Here is a 21,084-nt window from a genome sequence, read left to right as displayed (position 1 = left end):
GAGTAAATCAAAGCCGGTAGCGGCCTGCGGATGTCCATTTCCTGCACGTCCGGACGTCAACTAAATGTACTGCCCTGATCGGATCAAAGAGTATTTGCAGACGCTCCCACGACTGCCGCTTGCGACTTGATATCGACAGGAGCACAGCATGTTTGGCTGTAACAACCAGGAACTCTCAGCGACTGCTGATCGACGCTTACTGTGCCGCGAAGGCAATGTGCGATTGCTTTATCAGTGACCGCTGGAAAACCTTTTATCAACGGTGTGATGTGGTTATCATCGTCACGCTTTACTTTCCTGAAAACCCAACCAAGAAAGGACTCTCAATGAAGAAGTCAAGCCGCCGATTCAGTGATGGGTGGTGAGTCGGGTTGCCAGGTGCGGTTGTCGCGGATGAGTGCGTAGAAGACGTTGGTGCGGCGTCGGGCCAGGCAGATTGTGGCCGGGATCGCTCGTTTGCCTTCGTCTCTCTTGCGCCGGTAGTAGGCCTTGGAGTCGGGGTCGCAGCGGATCGCGGTCAGTGCGGACATGTACATGACGCGGCGGAGTCGACGGCTGTAGCGCTTGGGGGTGTGCAGTCGTCCGGTGCGTTTTCCGGAGTCTTTGGATACCGGGGCCAGTCCGGCCCAGGCGGCGAGTTGGTCGGCCGATCCGATCAGCGCGGGATCGCCTACGGCGGCGAGGAATTCTGCACCGAGCCGAAAGCCCATGCCGGGCAGGCTGGTGATCACCTCAGCGAGCGGATGGCGGCGAAATCGGCCCTCGATGTCGGTATCGGTGGTCTTGATGCGGTCATCGAGGGCGATCACCCCCTGGGCCAATTCGGCGACCAGGGCGGCAGCGACCTCTTCGCCGGGCAGGCGCACCGTCTGAGACTTGGCGGCGGTGACCGCCGCCGCAGCGATCGCGGCTGCGTTGCGGACCCCGGCATCGGCCAGTATCCGGGTCAGCCGCGAAAGCCCCTTCTGACGAATCACTTTCGGTCTTTGATAGCGCGAGAGCAGCACCACCCACCCGCGATCCTGGGTGATCTGAGCGGCCCGCTCCAAGGCCGGGCACACCGCGATGAGTTGCTGGCGCAGCCGGTTGATGGTGCGGGTGCGGTCGGCCACCAGATCCGCACGATGGGCGGTGAGCATGCGCAGTTCGGTGATCAGGTCGTCGTCAGGATGCAGGATCGGCAGATCAGCACCACGCATCCGCGATTGGTCGGCGATCACCCGGGCGTCCTTGGCGTCGGTCTTGGCTTCGCCGCCGCGGTAGGTCACCGAGGCTTGCCAGACCGCACGGCCGGCGAGGTAGCGCACCGACTTGCCGGCGTCAGCCAGCACCGTCAACAGCAGGCTGGCGTACACCGTGGTCAAATCCACCGTCCAGGCCACCTGTCCGGCCACCCCTTCGATCTCGGCGATCAGCTCGCGAATCGATTGCTCATCGTTGGCGAGCTTGCGCGAGAGCACCACGGCGCCCTTATCGTCGACCACGCACACCCAATGGTGTTCCTTGCCGACATCCACACCAGCCCACAACTGGCTCGCCGCCATCGAACCTCCTCTTCGCTTGTTGCCCAACATGATCCCCACGGACGACCCCGCCAGCATGTCCTTAAACAAGCGATCACATCGCAGATCTCAATCAGCGGCCAGAGAAGTCCAAGCAGACCGGGCGGCCAGTCCTTTCAAGCCGCACCCACGGGCCGACAACAACATGACAGCCTCACCCGGCCCACCCGGGTCACAGCACAACGTAACAACACGAAGTAACTGCAACTACGAACTTAAGGAACCACCATGAGGGGAATTCAGAACAAAGGTGTCACCCGCGGGCTGGCTGCGGTAGCGGCGGCTCTGTTCGCCGCAGCGGCCCTGGCCGGATGCACCAAACTCAACTCGGGCCCGGGGGCGCAGTCAGTGCCCGTCGGTCAGCCCGCCGCCGGCTGGTCACACATCGCCGGCTAACGCCGTCGAGTCCGCGCTCCCGCCTGAGACGTGCGCGTTTCGGGCGGGAGCGCGCCTTTTCGTGCGCCGTCTCCGCTACCACGAGGACACCAGACGATGTTGCCGAACTTTGCGGCGCTCCCCCCGGAGGTCAATTCCGCCCGACTGCACGCGGGCGCGGGGCCGGCTCCTTTGCTGGCGGCAGCAACCGCCTGGGACGGACTGGCTACCGAAATAGATTGCGCGGCAGGATCCTTCGAGTCGACCATCGCCGGGCTGACGACCGGCTCCTGGCTGGGGCCCGCGGCACTGCAGATGACGGCCGTCGCCGCACCGTACCTCAGCTGGTTGCGCCACGCGGCCGCGCACGCCCAGGCCGCGGCCGCCCTGGCACGGACCGCAGCGGCAGAATTCGAGACCGCCTTGTCGACGGCGGTTCATCCCGCGCTCGTCGCGATGAACCGCTCCGAGGCACTCTGGCTGGCGGCGTCCAACCTGTTCGGACAGAACGCGCCGGCGATAGCCGCCGCTGAATCCCGGTACGCCGACATGTGGGCTCAGGACGTGACCGCGATGACGGCGTACCACACCGGAATCGACGCCATCTGCGCGGAACTGGCCCCGTGGCACCAGCGACTGCAGACGCTGCTGGGCGCTGCGACACCACGGGGTTCCGCGACCGGCACCCCGGGGGGTGCTGCCGCCGCGGCGCAGACGATCGCCGAAGTCATGGGGGCCAGCGGCATTCCGACGCCGTCGCCCAGGTACGTCCAGCGCGCCTTCGACCTCTTCGTTCGCAACATGGCCCCCGACGCCGTTCCGCGATCGCTGTTCACCCCGGAGGGTCTCTACCCTGTCGTCGGCGTGAAGAGCCTGACATTCGACGCCTCAGTGGCCCAGGGCGTAAAGATTCTGGACACCGCGATACGGGCGCATCTCGCCGCCGGCGACAACGTCTCGGTCTTCGGCTACTCCCAGAGCGCCACCGTTGCCGCACTGGAGATGAGGAAACTCGCGGCGTCGGTGAATCCGCCAACACCCCAACAGCTTTCGTTCACCCTGATCGGCGATCCCGGAAATCCGAACGGCGGGCTTGCCGCACGCTTCCCGGGCATCGCCATTCCCAGCCTCGGTGTGACCAGCCCGGGTGCGACGCCGGACAATCTGTACCCGACCCGGGTCTACACCATCGAGTACGACGGGGTCGCCGACTTCCCGCGGTATCCGCTGAACATCGTGTCGACGCTGAACGCTCTGGCCGGCATGGGCTACCTGCATCAGAACTACCTGATGCTCACCCCGGAACAGATCGACGCGGCCATACCATTGACCAACACCGTGGGCCCGACGATGACGCAGTACTACATCATTCCGACGAAGAACCTGCCACTGCTGGAGCCGCTGCGGGCGCTGCCCGTCCTCGGCAATCCGCTCGCTGATCTCATTCAGCCGGACCTGCGGGTGATCGTCAATCTGGGCTACGGCGATCCGAACCACGGCTATTCGACCTCACCGCCGAATGTGCCGACCCCGTTCGGGGTGTTTCCGGACGCCGATCCCGTGGCGGTGTCGCACGCGCTGGTGGCCGGAACTCAGCAGGGGATCGTCGATTTCGGCTACGCCGTCACCCATCTCGAATTTCCGACGGTTGACGCGTCCGGCGTGCTGACCGGCGCTACGCCATCCGGTCCTGCCGTCAATCCCGCAGTCACCATCGACGGCATCATCGAAGGCGTCCAGCGCGCCAATTCCGCGGTATCCGAGGCGGTTTCGGCGGCGGCCGGTGCCGGCTACCAGACCTTGCTGCCGACGGCCGACCTGGCGAATGCCATGGTGACCACGGCGCCGGCCTACACCATCAACCTGTCCCTGCAGGGAATCAGGGAGTTTCTCCACGGCCAACCGATGGGCCTGGTCAACGCCATCGGCTATCCGCTTGCGGCGGGCGTCACGCTGTCCACCATGGCGGTCGCGCTGGAGGCCCTCGTCGTCGCCGCCGCCGCGCAACAAATCGGTGCCGAACTGTCGGTCGCCTGATCCGTTGTCGCAAGACTTTATGCTTGACCGCAAATGGCAGACAAGACGACGTGCGCGATCATCGGGGGAGGCCCGGCCGGCATGGTGCTCGGGCTGTTGCTCGCCCGCGCCGGTGTCGAGGTCACACTGCTGGAAAAGCACGGTGACTTCCTCCGCGATTTCCGTGGCGACACCGTGCACTGCTCGACCTTGCGGTTGCTCGACGAGCTGGGCCTATGGGAGCAGTTCTCCGTGTTGCCGTTCAGCGAGTTACGCAAGGCGGCATTCCAATCCGGCGGGCGCACGGTCACCTATATCGATTTCGAGCGCCTGCGACAACCGCATCCGTTCATCGCGATGGTGCCGCAGTGGGACCTGCTGAACCTCTTGGCCGAAGCTGCCTGCGCCGAACCGACGTTCACGCTGCGGATGAACAGCGAGGTCACCGGACTGCTGCGGGACGGTGACCGCGTCACGGGGGTTCGTTACCGCGGTCCCGACGGCCCCGGGGAACTGCGCGCCGAACTGACCGTTGCCTGTGATGGAAGGTGGTCACTCGCGCGGCAGGAGGCCGGCCTGAAGACCCACGACTATCCCGTGCGGTTCGACGTCTGGTGGTTCAGGTTGCCGCGTGCCGAAGACTCGGAATTCTCGTTCCTGCCGCGCACCGGTCCCGGCAAGGCGCTGGCCGTCATCCCACGCAAGGGGTACTTCCAGATTGCCTACATCGGGCTGAAAGGCACTGACGCGCAACTGCGTTCCCGAGGCATCGAAGCATTCCGGCAAGAAGTCGCCGCGCTGGTACCGGAGGCCGCCGCATCGGTGGGAGACCTGGCTTCGATGGACGACGTCAAGCATCTCGACGTCAAAGTGAATCGGTTGCGCCGGTGGCATTGTGACGGACTGCTGTGCATCGGCGACGCCGCACATGCGATGTCGCCGATGGGAGGAGTCGGCATCAACCTGGCGGTGCAAGACGCCGTGGCCGCGGCGGCCATCCTGGCCGAGCCCCTACGCCGCCATCACGTTACCGGCCGCGATCTGGCGGCGGTTCGCCGCCGTCGCCTCTTTCCCACCGCCGTAACCCAATTCGTGCAACGGATGTTGCACCGAGGGCTGCTCGGACCACTGCTGCGAGGCGAGGACCCGGCCCCGCCGGCGGCTCTGCTGCGGGTGCTCGAGCGGCTGCCGTGGCTCTCGATGGTGCCCGCGTACTTCATCGGAGTCGGCGTACTGCCCGAGCACGCGCCCGCATTCGCGCGTCGAGATGGGTGCTGACGCGGTGCCCGGGCGACGTCCGCCGCTGCGCATCGGCATTCTGGGGGCCGCCCGCATTGCGCCGCTGGCGCTCATCAAGCCGGCCCGGCAGGACAGCGAGGTCGTCGTCGCCGCAGTTGCGGCCCGCGACGTGACTCGCGGGCGCAAGTTTGCGGCTGAACACGGCATCGCCCGCGTCCACAACAGTTACCACGAGCTGGTCACCGACCCGGAGATCGACGCCGTCTACAACCCCTTGCCCAACGGTCTACACGGACGGTGGACGCGCGCCGCTCTGGCCGCCGGCAAGCATGTGCTGTGCGAGAAGCCGTTCACCGCCAACGCCGCCGAAGCACGCGAAATCGCCGCTCTGGCAGAGCAATCGGACCGCATCGTGATGGAGGCCTTCCACTACCGCTACCATCCGCTCGCGCTGCGCGCCGAGCAGATCATCGCCTCGGGCGAACTCGGCCGGCTCCGGCGGGTGGAGGCGGCGATGTGTTTTCCGCTGCCGAAGTTCTCCGACATTCGCTACGACTACTCACTGGCCGGTGGGGCGACGATGGACGCCGGTTGCTACGCCGTGCACATGGTGCGCACGTTCGGCGGGTGGGCCTGCCGCTTCGCCAGCCGGGCTGATGGTCAGCCGCCGGCGTCAGACAACACCCGCCGCGCCGCCTCCACACACGGCCGCAGCCGGTCGATCGGGCCGACACCGGCCAGGGCCAGCGATCGCTGCGGCACCTCGAGCTCGATGACCAGGCCCGCCGGCAGCGCACGGACGATGTCGCGCAGGGGCAACTCGCCGTCGCCGGGGGCCAGGCGCTCATACATGGCCTCTTCCATGTAGTCGGGGCTGCGCGGCCGACGGGTGGTGTCATTGAGCTGGGCGTAGCCGATGTGCCCGGGTCGATGGCCGCCAGGTCGGCCGGGGTGCAGCCGGATCGCGAGACATGCATGGTGTCGATCAACACCTGGAAATCGGGGCGGCCGACGTGTCGTACCGCGCTCAGCGCCGTCGGGACGTCGCAAATGGTGAGACCTGGCACAGGCTCCACCACCGTGCTGATGCCGCGCCCAGCGGCGAGTTCGGCCAGCACCGCGAGCTCATCGAAGGTACGGCCGAGGTCGCTGTCGAGGCTCACCACATTGATCCGTGGAATGTCCAGTTCAGCCACGATGTCCAGATCGGGGGCACACCGGCGCATGTCGCCGCCGGGAACCACCAGGAAGCCGTCAGCCAGCGTGATGGTGACGCCGTGATGACGCAACGCCGCAGCGAGGTCATTGCGCAATGCGCGGTCCTTCTTCAGCGAGAAGAGGGAATATCCCAGCGGCGCCGACGGTAGTCCCCGGAGAAACATGGAGATGAAACGGCAGTTCAGAGCCGCGGCGACGTCGACAAATTGTACGGGCGGAAGCCCGAAAGCGCTGAGGTAGCCGATGCCGAGTTGGTCCATGTCGTGTCGCACGTTACAAGGGGGCGTCGATTGGGCACGGATAAAATCGGGTATCCCCCCTATTGCTGATAATCCTCAGTCCGGTTGTTCGGGCGCCGAAGGGGCGCCATCCCGGAGCCGATCGGGAGAAGCCTGGCTGAGAAGAGGAGGCGACGATGGATATGAAGAAGCTGCTCGGCACCACCCTGATCGCCGGCGCGCTCGGGGCCGGAGCCCTCGGCATCGGCGCGGGAAGCGCACAGGCAAAGCCCGGTCCGCACATTCCCGGGCCGCCGGGGCCGCCGGTGCCCCAGATCGACAACAACATCGACTGGCGCCCGGCTCCCGGTCAGATCAAGCAGTACTGCCCCTGGCAGTCACCGCCGGGCCACTGGATCGGCGGCCCGCACGGCATTCCCTGCACCTGACGGACTGGGCACCTGATGCGCTGAGTCCGCCCCTTCGCCGGCCGTAGTGTTGAGCTACGGCCGCGAGGGGCGGCCTTGAGCGCAGGGACGTGATCAATGTCGACATCCGCCGCATTTCCCCGGCACATCCGTCTGGGGGGCGGTGCTGTTGACGACGTGGGTGCGGTAATCGCCGGGCTGGGCTTGCAGCGCCCTTTCGTGGTTACGGACCCGTATCTCAGCAGCAGTGGTGCCGCCGGTCGGGTGATGGACCTGCTCCGTGCGGCCGGAGCGGCACCTGCGCTCTTCGACCGTACCGTGGCCGACCCGACCACCGCCTCACTCGACCGCGCTGTCGCGGCGCTGCTCGACCATCGAGCGGACTGCGTCATCGGCTTCGGCGGTGGAAGTCCGATGGACACCGCGAAGGCGTTGGGCGTGCTGGCCGTCCAACCTGGGCCGATGCGGAGATTCAAGGCACCGAACAACTACTCGGGGCCGGCGCTGCCGATCATCGCGGTTCCCACCACGGCGGGAAGTGGTTCGGAGGCAACGCAGTTCACGGTCATCAGCGACAGCGACACTAACGAGAAGATGCTGTGCCCCGGCCTGTCGTTCCTGCCCATCGCCGCGATTGTGGATTTCGAGCTGACCATGACGATGCCACCGCGGCTGACCGCGGACACCGGCGTCGACGCCCTGACGCACGCGGTCGAGGCCTACGTCAGCCGCCGGGCCAACCCCATCAGCGACGGTCTGGCACTCGCGGCAATCCGGCTGATCGCAACGCATCTCAGGCGGGCATACCGGGACGGCTCGGATGCGGCGGCTCGCGCGGGAATGATGGCGGCCGCCACCCAGGCCGGTATGGCGTTCTCCAATTCCAGCGTCGCGCTCGTGCACGGAATGAGCCGGCCGATCGGGGCGCATTTCCACGTGGCCCACGGGCTGTCCAACGCCATGCTGTTCCCGGCGGTCACCGCATTCTCGGTGGCCGGCGCTACCGCGCGGTACGCCGACTGCGCCCGGGCATACGGAGTTGCCGACACCACCATGAGCGACCAGGACGCCGCCCGAGCCCTCGTGGATGCGCTGGGCGATTTGTGCAGTGAACTCGAGGTCCCCACGCCGAGGTCGTACGGAATCGACAGTGCCGCTTGGCAATCGCTTATCCCGTTGATGGCCGAGCAGGCGATGGCCTCCGGTTCGCCCGCCAACAATCCGGTGATTCCCGAGCCCGCGGAGATCGAAGCGCTGTATGCGCAGGTGTATGGCTGATCGTCGGGAGGGTAGCCGACACTACACATATAGAGTAGTGTCGCGCCCAGACCCGAGAGGCGTTGACCATGGACAAGCGACGAAAGCCGAATCCGGCCGAACGCCGCCGTGACCTGTGCGACGCGGCGATTCAACTGCTCGCCGACGACGGGGCCAAAGGGCTGAGTCATCTCAAGGTGGACCGGAAATGCGGAGTCCCGGACGGGACGACGTCATTCTATTTCCGGACGCGCTCGGCACTGCTGCTCGCCGTGGCCGAACGGCTGGCCGAGCTGGACCTGGCGAACCTGCAGTCGGTCGCCGACAACGAAAGCCCGGCGGGCGCGGGCAAAGGCCGCCGATCACCGTCGCTGCTGTCGCAAGTGGTGATCCAATCCGGTTGCGAGCCGGAACTTTCCCGCACCAGGGCCAGGTACGAGTTGACCATGCAGGCCGCCCGCGACCCGGCGCTGGCCGCCACCCTGGCGCACGGCACCGAGGCCTTCACCAAGCTGCACCGCGAAATCCTGGTCCAGTTGATGCCGCGCGGCGCCGAGCTGGAATCAGCTGTGGTCGAGGACCTGAGCAACATCACCTTGACGTTCATCAACGGCCTGCTGCTGCGTTTCGCCCACGGCGACCGAATCATCGACAGCGCAGAGCAACTCGACAAGATCCTGGCCGCAATCGCCAGTGGAATCCTGAAGAGCCCGAACAAAGGACAACTGACCGGCGATCCGGGTCAGTGAACGTGCGCACATCGAACTCATCAACCCCGTCGTCGCGAGCTCGAGTAGAGGGAGAAACACATGCCTGAATACGACTACGAAGAGTTGAAAAAGGAAGCGGAGCAATACATCAAGTTCGAGAAGGACGTCAAGAACCGGATCGCCTACATCACCTTCGACCGTCCCGATGCGCAGAATTCCACCACCTTGGGCATGCGGCACAACTACGCCGATCTGATTCACAAGTGCAATGTGGACGACGACGTGAAGGTCGTGGTGATCCGCGGCGAGGGGGAGGATTTCGGTAGCGGCGGCGATCTTCCCGAACAGCGCGGGATGTTGGAGAACCCGGGGATGCCGCTGTTGCACGAGCTCGCGATCAACGACGACGACGTCAAGTATCCGTCGGGCGACTCCTACCGCTACCTGTCCACGGTCACCGACTTCTACGCCAAGGCCCGGGCCGGAAACCGCCCGCTGCAGGAACTCCGGAAGATCAGCATCGTCGAGGCCAAGGGCTACTGCTATGGCTGGCACTTCTACCAGGCCGGCGACGCCGACCTGGTGATCTCCTCGGACGACGCGCTGTTCGGCCACCCGGCGTTCCGCTACGTGGGCTGGGGACCCCGCCTGTGGTGGTGGGCCGAAACCATGGGTCTGCGCAAGTTCTCCGAAATGCTCTTCACCGGAAGGCCTTTCAGCGCCAAAGAGATGTACGAATGCGGCTTCATCAACAGCGTGGTGCCGCGCGACAAGCTCGAAGAGGAGACGGCGAAGTACGCACTGGCGTGCGCGCGCTGCCGCCCGACCGACACCGTCGCGGTGCAGAAGACCTTTCTGGAGCTCTACAAACAGCACAAGGGCGAATACTTCGGCAGCCTGCTCACCGGAATGGTCGAGGGGATGCTGCCCCTGATCGCCAACGACCAGGACAACGACGTCGACCTCACCGAAGGCACCTTCGGCAAGGGCCTCAATAACGTCGTCAAGGACAACGACCTCAACTTCCCGCCGGAATGGCGGTTAAGCCGGTCTGGCCGCCAGAAACCCTGATCTCGGCGGACACTCGCCGGCAGGGGGGAGGGCCTGGACCGCCGAGTGGGGGAATTCTCGACACATCGCCATGGCGCGTCGTGAAATTCCCACTCGGACAAAGGCGGAAGGGATCTGGCGCCGCTACCGGAAGGTCGTCAGCATGCCGGCCGCGGATCGCTGCCAGGTGAACATCTCGGCCCGGTGCCGGGCCCCCACCCGGCGGTGGGGCTCCGGGCGGCCGACGAGGTCACGGATCGCATGGGCGAAGGCCACCGGATCGTTGTCGGCCAGCGCACCGCTGTCCGCTGTGACGATCTCCGTGAGGGCCGAGGTGCGCGACACCACCGCCGGGGTGCCACACGCCAGCGATTCCAGGGCGGCCAGTCCGAACGTCTCGTGCGGGCCGGGGGCCAGCGCGACGTCGGCGGTCGCCAGCAGTGCGGCCACCATGTGCCGGTCGGCGACGAACCCGGTGAATTCGATTGGCAGGCGGGCGGCTTGACGCTGCAGCCGGGCCCGCAGCGGGCCTTCGCCGACAACAACCAGCCGGGCATCGACGCCGCCGTCGCGCAGTGCCGCGAGCGCGTCGATGCTGCGGTCGGCGCGCTTCTCCACCGACAGGCGTCCGCAGTGCACCAGCAGAAGCTGGTCCGGCGCGGCGAAGCGGCGCCGCAGCTGAGCGCTGTGCCGGCGTGGGTGGAAGGTCCGCAGGTCGACACCCAGTGGGACCGTCACCGTGTTGGTGGCCCCGATGCGATCGAACTCCTCGCGCGCGAACTCCGTGGTGCACACCACGGTGTCGTAGTCGGCGGCGGTGCGTCGGTTGGCGACGTCGGCGAATCTCTGGGCGGTGCGCCGCGGAAGGAATTGGCCCGCAAGGCGATCCAGACGCTCATGGGAGATCATCACCGTGGTCGCACCGTGCCGGCGGCCCCACCGTCCCAGGGACCGCAGGGTGAGCCGGTCGGAAACCTCCAGCGCGTCCGGGTTCAAAGCCGTCAACAGCGTCCGCACCGGCGCCGGCATGATCGCCCGGTATCCGCCGGTGCAGGGAAGCAGCCTGGCCGGCACCGTGATTCGCACGACTCCACTGTCCAGCCGGCTGCGTTGGGCGCGGGATCCCGGGACCACCAGGAAAACCTCGTGCCCTCTGGCGCAGTATTCCGCGCCCAACCGGTCTACCGCCGTTCGCAGCCCCCCGGACCGTGGCCCGTAGAAGTTGGCGACCTGAACCACCCGCATACGGTGAGAGAAACGGTCGGGAATGTGCGGTCAACGAGCGGGGGCCCACCGGGGCCTGAACAGTGTGTGAAGCTCCGGGTCAGCTGGGTTTCCTCAGGTGCGGGCCCAGCATCTGCTGCCACGCCCTGGACATGTTCTGGAATTCTTCCTCGCAGTTGCCGGCCCGGTCTTCGGGCAGGTCACCGGAGGTGACGATGCTGGCGTTGGCCGTCGTGTCGGACCCGTAGATCCAGCACTCCCAGTTGTACATCCGGGTGATGTCCATCGAATGCCCGTCCCAGAACGGGAGTTCATTGGCGTCACCGGCCTCCTTGGCGCTCAGCTTCCAGTCCTGGGCGGTGTCGGTGGCGATGCGGACGCCGTTCGGATAGGCCTTCCCGTCGGCGCCGGGGGCCAGCAGCATAAACGCGGACAGCTGGTCGGCGACGTCCTCCTCACGTCCGGTGAACGCCAGGTCGTAGACGTTGAGCGTCGCGTGACCGAGTTCGTGATAGAACCCGGAGACTGTCGCGTCGACCGCGGCTTCCGCCGGGTTGGGGTTTCCGGCGTTGGTGAACCGCTGCCGGCTCTGCTGAATGTCCTCGTAGCACAGCTGGATTTCGTTGGCGTTGGGATCCCAGTAGTCGTTGGCCTCGCCGCACTGCTTGCCGACGGCACCGACGTCGTGCGGCAGGTTCAGCGTGTCGTTGACGTGTGCGGCGACATTCTCCAAAACCTTTGCGTCCGACATCAATTGGCGGCCCTGCTGGGCCTCCGGGGTGGTCGCGTCCTCGTAACGGAACGTCATTTTGCCCGCGGCCGGTTGATCCGCCGGCTCGGTGCGCGAGCTTCCCGGAGGGCGCTCGGCAGCGCGCGAATGGGCATCGGCGTGTTGCCCTTTCGAGCCGCCGCAGCCCGCCGCTAGAAGTACCGCGGCACATGCCGCGACGCATACGAGTCGCCTACCCATCCCTCGAGCTCCCTTCGATGGAACCAACCGACGGTCTGCCCAGGACCTGTCGAAACGGTACGGCACTGGACCGGCCGGCACACCCGCGTTGCGCAGGAACGTGACGGCGATGTCGGCTACGGGCTGGAGAGCAGCAGCATGACCCGCCCACCCGGAGCCGGCTCGGGGAAGGCACTGAGGTCGAAGCCGTAGTAAGTGCGCTGGGTGGCGGTGATGTCCTCGATCACCTTTCCGGTGGCCTTGAGGGTGCGGTGGGTGACGTCGGCCATCATTGCTTTGAAGTCGGGCACCGACAGCGACTCGGCCAGCAGCAGCGCCTCACCTCCGTCGCGCAGCGTCACCAGTACTCCTGCGCCGGCGTAGTTGTTTCCGCCGCGGCCGGTGCCGCGCGGGGCCCAGTAGACCGGCCCGGACGTCACTGTTCCCTCGACGCGTCGATACACGCCGGCGTTGTCGCCGACCGTGACGACTGGGAGGGCCGCGATGGTGCGCTCTTCTTTGAGCCACATAAGGCCCAGGGGAATGCAGACGATCGCATAGATCAGCACCACCAGCACCAGCACCGGTTTCCACGCGATCTCCCAACCCAGGCGGCGCGGCGAAATCGGCAGTCCGCGCAACTGCTCGTCGAGCCGGCGGCGGCCCGTCCGGAAGACGTACCAGGACACGATGCGCGCCACCGCCATCCCGGCCAGGATGACCATCCCGACGATCCCGCAGACGCGGAAGTAGAAGGTGCTGTCGCCCTGGTTGCGGGTCGCGGCGAACATCACTGCCGGAATCGGCGCCGTCAGCAGCAGCAACAGGGCGTACGACGGGTGGCTGGTGAGGTAGGGGTACGTCACCGTCCAGGCCCGGTTCGCGCCGTAGACACTCACCGGCCCTACATCGGCATGCACCACCGGCGTCCACGATCCCTCGACCACACGCGGCTTCAGCAGAGACCGGACGAAGAGAAACCCGAAGACCATCGAGACCGCCAGCGCTCCCCAGAACACGCCGCCGAGCCGCTCACCGGTACCCGGCACGCCGAACGCGCCGTGGATATCGATCACTTTTCCGATGAAGAAGGTCAATGGCATCACGAAGAAGAGCTCGAGCAGCCAGACTTGGATGAGCTGCGGGATTCGGGAGCCGATACGGTCGAATGCCAGTACGCGTCGCCAGAGAAACCGCAGAACGCCCATGACGGGCGACCTTAATCTAGTCAGGAACACGAGTGGGCACGGTTTGACCAGCGCGATCACGACGGCCGCGGCACGCCGCAAAATCACTGTCGGTCCGCGGGCCGGGGTGGTTGAATGATCCGACTCGGTCGGGGGTTGGTCACGATGTCAGTCGAGAAGGTGATACGCGAAGTGGATGGGTTGCTGCGTGATACCGGCCGCTCGGCTCGGTTGAGGCCGGCACGTTGATCGCTCGCCTCATCTACCGTTTCGCGTTGCTGATCGTGGGCGTCTGGGCTTTCGCCGCCGTCGCCGGCAACAGCCTGGCTCCGCCGCTCGAACGGGTTGTGGCGGATCTGGACCAGCCGTTTCTGCCGGTCGGCACCGCGACTTCGCTTGCCGTGCAACGCTCGGCGGCCGCCTTTTCACAAGCGCCGACCGACAATGTCGGCTACCTGGTGCTCGAACGCGACGGCCGGCTCACCGATCAGGACCGCGCGTACTACGACCAGGTCGTCGCGGCGTTGCGCGCCGACACACAGCACGTGTACGAGGTGACGGACTGGTGGCGGATGCCGGCGGCCGCGGACACGGCGGTCAGCCGCGACGGCGACGTGGTGACAGCCACCCTGCGCCTTGACGGCATGACGGGTTCGACCGAAGCCATCGACTCGATCACCGCGGCACGCACCATCGTCTCGGGGGTGCGTCCTCCAGATGGTCTGCACGTCTATATCACCGGCGCCGGGGCGACCATCATGGATGAGTTCGCCGCGATCGACCGGCAGACGCAGGTGATCACGGCGGTGACACTGGGCGTTCTGCTGATCTTCCTGGTCATCATGTACCGGTCGCTGATCACGGCGATGGTCCCGCTGGTCTCCGTCATGTCGGGACTGACCGTCGCCAAGCCCGTCATCTCCGACCTCGCCTCGCGCCAGGTGATCAGCGTTTCGCTGTTCTCGCTGTCCATCGCCGTCGCGGTGGCGGTGGGGGCCGGCGCCGGCTTTGCCATTTTCCTGATCGGCCGCTACCACGAACAGCGCAGGAACGGTGCCGATCCGGCCGACGCCCTTGCGGACGCATACCGCAGCGTGGCGCCGGCGATCGTCGGCTCCACCCTCATCGTGGTGGCGCCCCTGGCCGCGGTCGGCTGGCTCAGCCTCGCCCGGATCAGCATGTTCGCCACGACGGGCATCCTGTGTGCGATCGGCGTGCTCACGGTCGGGATCGCCAGCCTGACGTTGACGCCGGCCCTGATCGCGCTGGCCAGTCGTGCCGGCCTGATGAAACCGCCGCGGCTCGAACGCATGCGGCGGCGCTGGCGCCGCATCGGCACCCACGTCGCGCGCTGGCCGGCGCCGATCCTGGTGGCCGGCAGCGTGTTCGTGCTGATCATGCTGCTCGCCCTGCCGGGCGTGCCGATCGGTTGGGACGAGACCGCGTCCACCTCGCCGGACACCGAGGCCAATCGGGGTTACCGCGCCGTCAACCAGCACTTCGACGCCAACCACGTGCAGCCCGACGTCGTCACGATCGAGTCCGACGAGGACCTGCGCAACCCCGCCGCGCTGACCGCGATCGGCCGGGTGACCGGCGCCATCATGGGGATCACCGGCGTACGCATGGTGCAATCGGCGAGCCATCCCGGCGGGATGGTCTCCAAGCAGGCGTCCCTGTCGGCCACCGGCGGCAATGTCGGCGACCGGCTCGATCAGTTCGCTGATCTGCTTGCCGCCAAGAACTCCGTCTTCACCGACCTCGACGCGGCGGTGCGCGAGTTGGGTTCCGGACTCGACCTGGTCCAGTCCAGCACCACGGCGGGCGCCTATGCCATCGGGGGCGTCAGTCTGGCGGTGCGCCTGACGCAGCAGGCCACGGACAAGATCCGGGCTCGCGCCGCGGATGTCGGCGAGATCTTCGATCCGCTGCGCAGTTTCGTGGGTTCGATCAGCGACTGCCGCACCACCCCGGTGTGTTCATCGGCCCAGGAGGCGGTGCAGTGGGCGACCGCGGTCGTCGCCGGGGCGAACAAGCTGGTGGAGGCCACCGATGAGCTGGCGAAGGCGACGGTGGATGCCGCGTCGGCCCCGGGCGTCCCCCTGCCCGCGGTGGTGGCGAACGTCAGCAGCGAGATGGCGCAGGTCCGGGGCATGGCGGCGCAGCTCAGGGAGCAGCTGGGTGAACCCCGGCCCGTGCCGACCCAGGAGCTTCCCGACTACCTGCGCCGGTTGGCCGCCGCTTCGCAGGGCAGCCCCGGCGCCAACCTGTACGCCTCGCGCCGCATCCTGACCGACCCCGGTATGCGTCCCACCCTGGATCAGTTCTTCTCTCCCAACGGGCATGCCACCCGGTTGTTCGTCTACGGTCAGGGACTCGAATGGGGTGACGAGGGCGCGGCCCGGGCCCGCGCGATCGAGGCCGCGGTGACCGACACCATCAAAGGCGACACGCTCAAAGTGACCGCCGTCGAATTGACCGGTGTCGGACCGGCGACCCGTGACCTGCAGGACATCGTCGGCGGTGACCTGGCTCTGATGGTGGTCATCACCCTGGGCGTCATCCTGTTCATCGCCGCGCTGCTGTTGCGAAGTCCGATCGCCGGATTCGTCGTCCTCGCGACGATCCTGGTCTCCTACGTCTGCGCGCTGGGCGCCAGTGTGCTGCTCTATCACCGCCTGCTGCACCACGACCTGCACTGGTCGGTGCCTCCCATCGCGTTCGTCTCGATGGTCGGCATCGCCTCGGGCGGCAATCTGCTGTTCGCGCTGCGCATCCGGGAGGGACTTTCCGCCGGGCTGCGCACCAGCATCATCCGGGCCTCCGCCGCCACCGGGATGGTCGTCACCGCAGGTGGCGTCGTCGTCGGCCTGACGATGCTTGCGCTGGGTATCAGCAGCGTGCTCAGCGTCGCGCAGATCGGCGTCACCGTCGGCCTCGGGCTGGTGCTCAACGCGCTGGTGGTCCGTGCTTTCGTGCTGCCGGCCACGATGGTGGTGCTGGACCGCTGGCTGTGGTGGCCGCGACGCTCGGCCGCCGATGACGAGGAACTCGAGCCGGCGATCGCGGCCAGATGAGCAATTCTGACCTGCTCGCCGGGCGCGGTGCGTTGGTGGTCGGGGGCACCCGCGGCATCGGGCGCGCGGTCAGTGAACTGCTCTGCACGCTGGGCGCGGGTGTGGTGGTCAATGGCCGTGATTCCGCCGCGGTGGGGGACAGTGTGGAATCGCTGGCCGCGTCCGGAGGTAACGCGGTCGGCGTCGCCGGGGCAGCCGACGACGAGGACGTGGCCGCGGGCCTGATCGACGCGTGCACGCAGACTTTCGGACGGCTGGACATCTTGATCAACTGCGCCGGAATCGCGGAGCCACCTGGCTCGTCGATCCTGCGGATCTCGCCGGACGAGTTCGAGACGCTGATCGGAGCGCACCTCGGGACGGTGTTTCACACCTGTCGGCTCGCCGCGCCGGTCATGGCGGCGCAGGGCCACGGTTCCATCATCAACACCGGCTCGGTGGCGTTTCTCGGTGACTACGGCGGCACCGGCTATCCCGCGGGCAAAGCCGCGGTCAACGGCCTGACGATGGCGATGGCGGCAGAGCTGAAAGGCGCCGGGGTGCGGGCGAATGTGGTGTGTCCCGGGGCCAGGACCCGGCTGTCCACCGGCCCCGAGTACGAACAGCACATCAACGACCTGCATCGCCGCGGGCTGCTCGACGAGATCACGATGCGCGCCTCGCTGGACGCCGCCCCACCCGCCTACGTGGCGCCGCTCTACGCCTATCTCGCCAGCGCCGCGGCGCGCGACATCACCGGTCAGATCTTTGTTGCCGCAGGCGGTTTCGTCGGCCGCTTCGGCCGGCCCACTCCAGAACTGCTCGGCTATCGCGATCATCACGACAGCGGTCCGTGGTCGGTTGACGAACTGCATGCGATGATCGCCGGTTGATCACCCGATGCGGTCGAAGATGAACAGCAGCAACCCGTAACCGGCGAGCACCACCGCCGAGCCGGCCAGGCTGGTGCGGTTCGACGCGCCGTCAATCGGATCCAGCCAGCGCCGGAACGGTCGCGAGGCGGCCGGCACGAGAACCCATTGCAGCAGAGCGACACTGATGACATTGCCTACGAAAATGGCTGCCGCCTGGCCGATCCCGATCCGGCTCAACGCCGGAGACAGTGTCTTGGACAGCAGGATCACCGTGGGGTACAGGCACAGCACCACCAGCATCGCTGACTTCCACGCCGGCGTGATCTTGGCCTGACCGTCGGCAACGCGCACCGTGGAGCCGAATGGCGCACTGCGCGGCAGTTCGGCGAATTCGTGCGTCAACTCCTCACGCAGACGGGGCAGGGCCTGCCGCCGTTCCGCGGACCGCATCCAGGCGCCCAGTTGCCCGGCGCCACGAAAACGCAGCACCGACATCCACTGCCCGCCGGCCTCTGCCGGAAACAGCGCCGTACCTTCGTACCCGGCAAAGGTGGCGCTCACGAGTGCCAAATCGCGTTGTGCGGCCACGAATTCAGCGTCTTTGCCGGGTGCGACCCGGTGCAGGAAGACTGCTGCGTTGCCCGGTGGAAGTTCACCGGGCGCCAGCACCACATCGGAGGCGCACCGCCCGAACCCCTGTGCGGCGCCCGCGGCCAGAAGGCGGCGGCGCGGCGTGCTGTCCAGCCAGGCGTCGAGTGTCTCGGTGTGGTCGAAAGACACCTCGACGGCCCAGTCCAATTCCGCGACGCCGGGAACCGATTGCCGCGCAGTCGCATATCCCGGTGTCTGCCTGGCCACGGCCAGGTACTCCTCGAGCCAGCCGCCGAAGCGATCCGGATCCCCGGGTGGGTGGAAGAGCGAGATCGCGCTGGCGCCAACCGTCATGGCTGTTGTCTACCACCCCTGGCTCAACGACATGCGGATCAGCTCGGCTCGTGACGACAGACCGAGCTTCGTGAAGATCTTGCGCAGGTGATAGTCGACGGTGCGGGGACTGAGAAACATCAGCGTGGCGATCGACCGGTTGGTCTCTCCTGCGCTGACAAAACGCGCGATCTGCAACTCCTGCGGAGTGAGTTGATCGACGGTGCCGCAGTCTCGTTTGCGTGCGGTTTCGCCGGTGGCCAGCAGTTCGGTACGGGCCAGTTCGGCCCAGGGCGCGGCACCCAGCCTCTCGAAAGTCTCGTGCGCGGATCGCAGATACTTGCGCGCCTGGGCGCGACGGCGGCGCCGCCGCAAGGACTCCCCATACCGCAACTGAGTGCGGGCCGTGTCGAACGGCCGACCGCCATGCGCATGCAGGGTGAGCGCCTCGTCGAAATGCCGGTCCGCTGCGCCGTCGTCGGCAAGCAGACCGCGGCAGCGGGCCACCAGCGCACGCGCCCACTGAGCGCCGGTGTCGCCCGCCCACGCCTGCAACGCGGCCAGCCCCGCGGCAGCGGCCGGTAGCCGTTGAATGCGCACGGCGGCGTCGACGAGATCCGGGGTGGCCATCAGCGTGACCATCCGGTTGCCCTCGCCGGGCGCCGCACCGGCCAGCGACTCGAGACGGTCGCAGGCTTCCTCCGGGCGACCGGCGCCGAGGTCGAGTACGGCCAGGGCCCACGACGCGATGGCCGCGTGCGGTCCCAGTCGATACGAAATCGCTTGGGAGAGTGTGGCTTCAGCGTGATCTCGGCAGTCCAGAGCGCGTCCCTGCACCGCCGCGATCAGGGCCAGCACGGCATGCAGATGTGCTGCGGGATTGTGCTGACCGGTCTCCTCGGCCAGCCGCAGCCCCTCGGTCGCGTCGGCCAGCGCCGTGGTGTAACGGCTGGTCAACGTCTCCACCATCGCCAAGGGCGCAAGCAGCGTCGGCAGCGTCGCCACATCGGCGGCCGCACGGGTCCTGGCCACCGCAGTGGAGAACAGGTCGATGGCGCGGGCGTCTTCACCGAGGAACATCGCCCCGGCGGCCGCGCCCATCAGCACCCGCGGTTCCGGCGCTGCCGCTGCCAGCTCCACTGCCGCGCGCAGCCTGCCCGCGGTGTCGGTGGTGTCACCGCGCAAAAGTCCCGAAAGGCCGGTAACCACATGCCCTGCAACGAATTCCGGATGATGTTCGGCGGGCAGCGCGGCGAGCCGGTCGGCGACCGCATTCAGCTGCGCCAGGTCGCCGCCGGCCCAGGCCAGTTGCCCGGCCTCACCGAGCATCAGGGCGGCACGCGCCGGTTCGGCGGCGGCGATCAACTGTGCGGCATCGACGAGGATGGCGTAAGCGGCCGACGGGTTGCCGCAGCGCGCCTCGATCGATCCCCGCAAGTGCGCGATCCGGGCCCGCAGCTGCGCCCCGCCGGCCAGCGGCAGAGCTTGATCCAGGATGTCCTGAGCCCGTCTGGATTGCCCGGCCGACCACGCGGCGGCGGCCGCATCCGCCAGCCGGTCCGCGCGAAGCCCGGCGGTGGCGGTGAGCGAAGCGGCGCGTTCGAATGCGGCGGCCGCCGCATCGTGTCCGCCGCGCGCGGCGGCCCGGTGCCCGGCGGCATGCAGCATCTCGGCCACCTCGTCGTCGGGTCCGGCCACCGCGTTGGCCAGATGCCACGCCTTGCGATCGTCGTCGGCGTCGAGGCACAACGCCAAGGCGCGTTCGACCTGCCGGCGCCGGTGCGACGTCGCGCCGTGATAGACCGCCGAGCGCATCAGCGGGTGGACGCAAGACACGAGGCCTGAGTGCACCCGGACCAGTCCGGCGGCCTCCGCCTGATCAAGGACATCGGGTCCGGCGCCGAGCTGCTGAGCTGCACGCAGCACACCGTCGAGTTCGCCGCTGTGGTGGGCGGCAGCGACCAGCAGCATCGACTGCGCGTGCGGTGACAGCTGGTCGACCCGGTCGGAGTACAGCCGCTCCAGACCGGTGCTGACCGGTAATGGGTCCGGCAGGGCGAATCGCCCCGCGATCTGCTGCCCGGACAGCAATCGCGCCAGTTCGGCGATGGCCAACGGGTTGCCCAGGGTGCCTGCGACCAGCTGGCGGCCAACCGTCGGACCGACTGCCGTGCCGGTGCACTCGGTCACCAGTCGCGCGGCGGCGTCCGCGTCGATCCCTTCCAGCCGCAACTCCGGCAATCCTGTTGCGCTGAAAGCGCTTTCACCCCGCACGGCGAAAATGACGACCACTCCCTCGGCTTGCAGCCGCCGGGCGGCGAACGTCAACGTGTCGGCCGATGGCCCGTCCAGCCACTGCGCGTCGTCCACCAGGCACAGCAGCGGAGACGTTTCCGCCGACTCGGCGAGGATTCCCAGCACCGCCAGCGACACCACGAACCGGTCCTCGATGGATGCCGGACCCAGCCCGAAGGCACCCAGCAGAGCCGTGCGCTGCCGGTCGGGGAGAGCGGCGCTGTGGTTCAGGACGGGCCGCAGCAGCGTGTGCACCCCGGCGAACGGGAGCTGCGATTCGGCCGGGATTCCTGCGGCCCGCAGCACCTGCATGCCACCGGCCTGTGCCACCGCGTAGTCAAGCAGTGCCGACTTGCCGATACCGGCTTCCCCGCGCACCACCAGCACACCGCTGCGTCCGGACCGCGCACCTGCCAGCAGGTCATCTAACTGGGCACATTCCCGCTCCCGGCCGTGCAGCACAGCACCGATCGTAGGACCCGGACCGGTGCCGGAACTGGT

At 67.3% G+C, this 21,084-nt stretch carries 15 protein-coding genes and 2 pseudogenes; 10 read left to right on the top strand and 7 right to left on the bottom strand.

Going from position 1 to position 21,084, the window contains the following annotated elements; all coding sequences use genetic code 11:
* Positions 1-335: 335 nt before the first annotated feature.
* On the bottom strand, positions 336-1,544 hold the full coding sequence (locus QXK92_RS05060) for an IS110 family transposase (RefSeq protein ID WP_306240110.1): 1,209 nt from the start codon (positions 1,542-1,544) through the stop codon (positions 336-338).
* Between the two features lie 246 nt (positions 1,545-1,790).
* Here QXK92_RS05060 and QXK92_RS05055 point away from each other — a divergent pair, with 246 nt between their 5' ends.
* The 4 genes and pseudogenes from QXK92_RS05055 to QXK92_RS05040 all read left to right on the top strand — a co-directional run.
* Positions 1,791-1,958, top strand: a complete 168-nt coding sequence (locus QXK92_RS05055) for a hypothetical protein (protein ID WP_306240578.1) — start codon at positions 1,791-1,793, stop codon at positions 1,956-1,958.
* Between the two features lie 96 nt (positions 1,959-2,054).
* Complete coding sequence (locus tag QXK92_RS05050; RefSeq protein ID WP_306240577.1) at positions 2,055-3,974, top strand: PPE family protein; 1,920 nt, start codon at positions 2,055-2,057, stop codon at positions 3,972-3,974.
* 33 nt (positions 3,975-4,007) lie between these two features.
* Positions 4,008-5,231 carry an FAD-dependent oxidoreductase gene (locus tag QXK92_RS05045; RefSeq protein ID WP_306240576.1) on the top strand — a complete coding sequence of 408 codons (1,224 nt, stop codon included), beginning with the start codon at positions 4,008-4,010 and terminating at the stop codon, positions 5,229-5,231.
* A pseudogene (locus QXK92_RS05040) lies at positions 5,221-5,820 on the top strand (Gfo/Idh/MocA family protein); the annotation flags it as partial. The gene QXK92_RS05045 and the pseudogene QXK92_RS05040, both read left to right, overlap by 11 nt.
* Positions 5,821-5,852: 32 nt before the next feature.
* Here the strand turns inward: QXK92_RS05040 and QXK92_RS05035 are convergent.
* Positions 5,853-6,670 (bottom strand): annotated as a pseudogene (locus QXK92_RS05035) (sugar phosphate isomerase/epimerase family protein).
* A 155-nt stretch (positions 6,671-6,825) separates the two neighbouring features.
* Between QXK92_RS05035 and QXK92_RS05030 the strand changes: the two are divergent.
* The 4 genes from QXK92_RS05030 to QXK92_RS05015 all read left to right on the top strand — a co-directional run bounded on the left by QXK92_RS05030 (position 6,826) and on the right by QXK92_RS05015 (position 10,094).
* The gene (locus tag QXK92_RS05030; protein ID WP_306240575.1) at positions 6,826-7,077 is read left to right on the top strand and encodes a hypothetical protein; all 252 of its coding nucleotides are present in this window, start codon (positions 6,826-6,828) and stop codon (positions 7,075-7,077) included.
* A gap of 96 nt (positions 7,078-7,173) precedes the next feature.
* Positions 7,174-8,334 carry an iron-containing alcohol dehydrogenase gene (locus tag QXK92_RS05025; protein ID WP_306240574.1) on the top strand — a complete coding sequence of 387 codons (1,161 nt, stop codon included), beginning with the start codon at positions 7,174-7,176 and terminating at the stop codon, positions 8,332-8,334.
* 68 nt (positions 8,335-8,402) lie between these two features.
* Positions 8,403-9,062 (top strand): TetR/AcrR family transcriptional regulator, encoded by a 660-nt coding sequence (locus QXK92_RS05020; protein ID WP_306240573.1) that lies wholly within the window; start codon positions 8,403-8,405, stop codon positions 9,060-9,062.
* Positions 9,063-9,122: 60 nt separating this feature from the next.
* On the top strand, positions 9,123-10,094 hold the full coding sequence (locus QXK92_RS05015) for an enoyl-CoA hydratase/isomerase family protein (protein ID WP_306240572.1): 972 nt from the start codon (positions 9,123-9,125) through the stop codon (positions 10,092-10,094).
* A gap of 123 nt (positions 10,095-10,217) precedes the next feature.
* On the opposite strand, the gene QXK92_RS05010 is transcribed toward QXK92_RS05015, so the two are convergent.
* From QXK92_RS05010 to QXK92_RS05000, 3 genes are all read right to left on the bottom strand, one after another.
* Entirely contained in the window at positions 10,218-11,318 is a 1,101-nt protein-coding gene (locus QXK92_RS05010; RefSeq protein ID WP_306240571.1) for a glycosyltransferase, read from the bottom strand.
* 79 nt (positions 11,319-11,397) lie between these two features.
* Entirely contained in the window at positions 11,398-12,105 is a 708-nt protein-coding gene (locus QXK92_RS05005) for a DUF4344 domain-containing metallopeptidase (protein WP_371934340.1), read from the bottom strand.
* Positions 12,106-12,383: 278 nt separating this feature from the next.
* Positions 12,384-13,454 (bottom strand): hypothetical protein, encoded by a 1,071-nt coding sequence (locus QXK92_RS05000; protein ID WP_306240569.1) that lies wholly within the window; start codon positions 13,452-13,454, stop codon positions 12,384-12,386.
* A gap of 224 nt (positions 13,455-13,678) precedes the next feature.
* On the opposite strand from QXK92_RS05000, the gene QXK92_RS04995 reads away from it, so the two are divergent.
* Both QXK92_RS04995 and QXK92_RS04990 read left to right on the top strand, forming a co-directional pair.
* Positions 13,679-16,510, top strand: a complete 2,832-nt coding sequence (locus QXK92_RS04995; protein ID WP_306240568.1) for an RND family transporter — start codon at positions 13,679-13,681, stop codon at positions 16,508-16,510.
* Positions 16,507-17,382 (top strand): SDR family NAD(P)-dependent oxidoreductase, encoded by an 876-nt coding sequence (locus QXK92_RS04990; protein ID WP_306240567.1) that lies wholly within the window; start codon positions 16,507-16,509, stop codon positions 17,380-17,382. Before QXK92_RS04995 ends, QXK92_RS04990 begins: the two co-directional genes overlap by 4 nt.
* On the opposite strand, the gene QXK92_RS04985 is transcribed toward QXK92_RS04990, so the two are convergent.
* Positions 17,383-18,309 (bottom strand): antibiotic biosynthesis monooxygenase, encoded by a 927-nt coding sequence (locus QXK92_RS04985; RefSeq protein ID WP_306240566.1) that lies wholly within the window; start codon positions 18,307-18,309, stop codon positions 17,383-17,385.
* Between the two features lie 9 nt (positions 18,310-18,318).
* Complete coding sequence (locus QXK92_RS04980) at positions 18,319-21,045, bottom strand: LuxR family transcriptional regulator (RefSeq protein WP_306240565.1); 2,727 nt, start codon at positions 21,043-21,045, stop codon at positions 18,319-18,321.
* Positions 21,046-21,084 lie beyond the last annotated feature (39 nt).

The organism is Mycobacterium sp. TY815 (assembly GCF_030755135.1).
In the GTDB taxonomy this organism is placed as follows: Bacteria; Actinomycetota; Actinomycetes; order Mycobacteriales; family Mycobacteriaceae; genus Mycobacterium.
The sequence above is the reverse complement of the archived record's forward strand: the minus strand, read 5'-3'. Positions and strand labels throughout refer to the sequence as shown.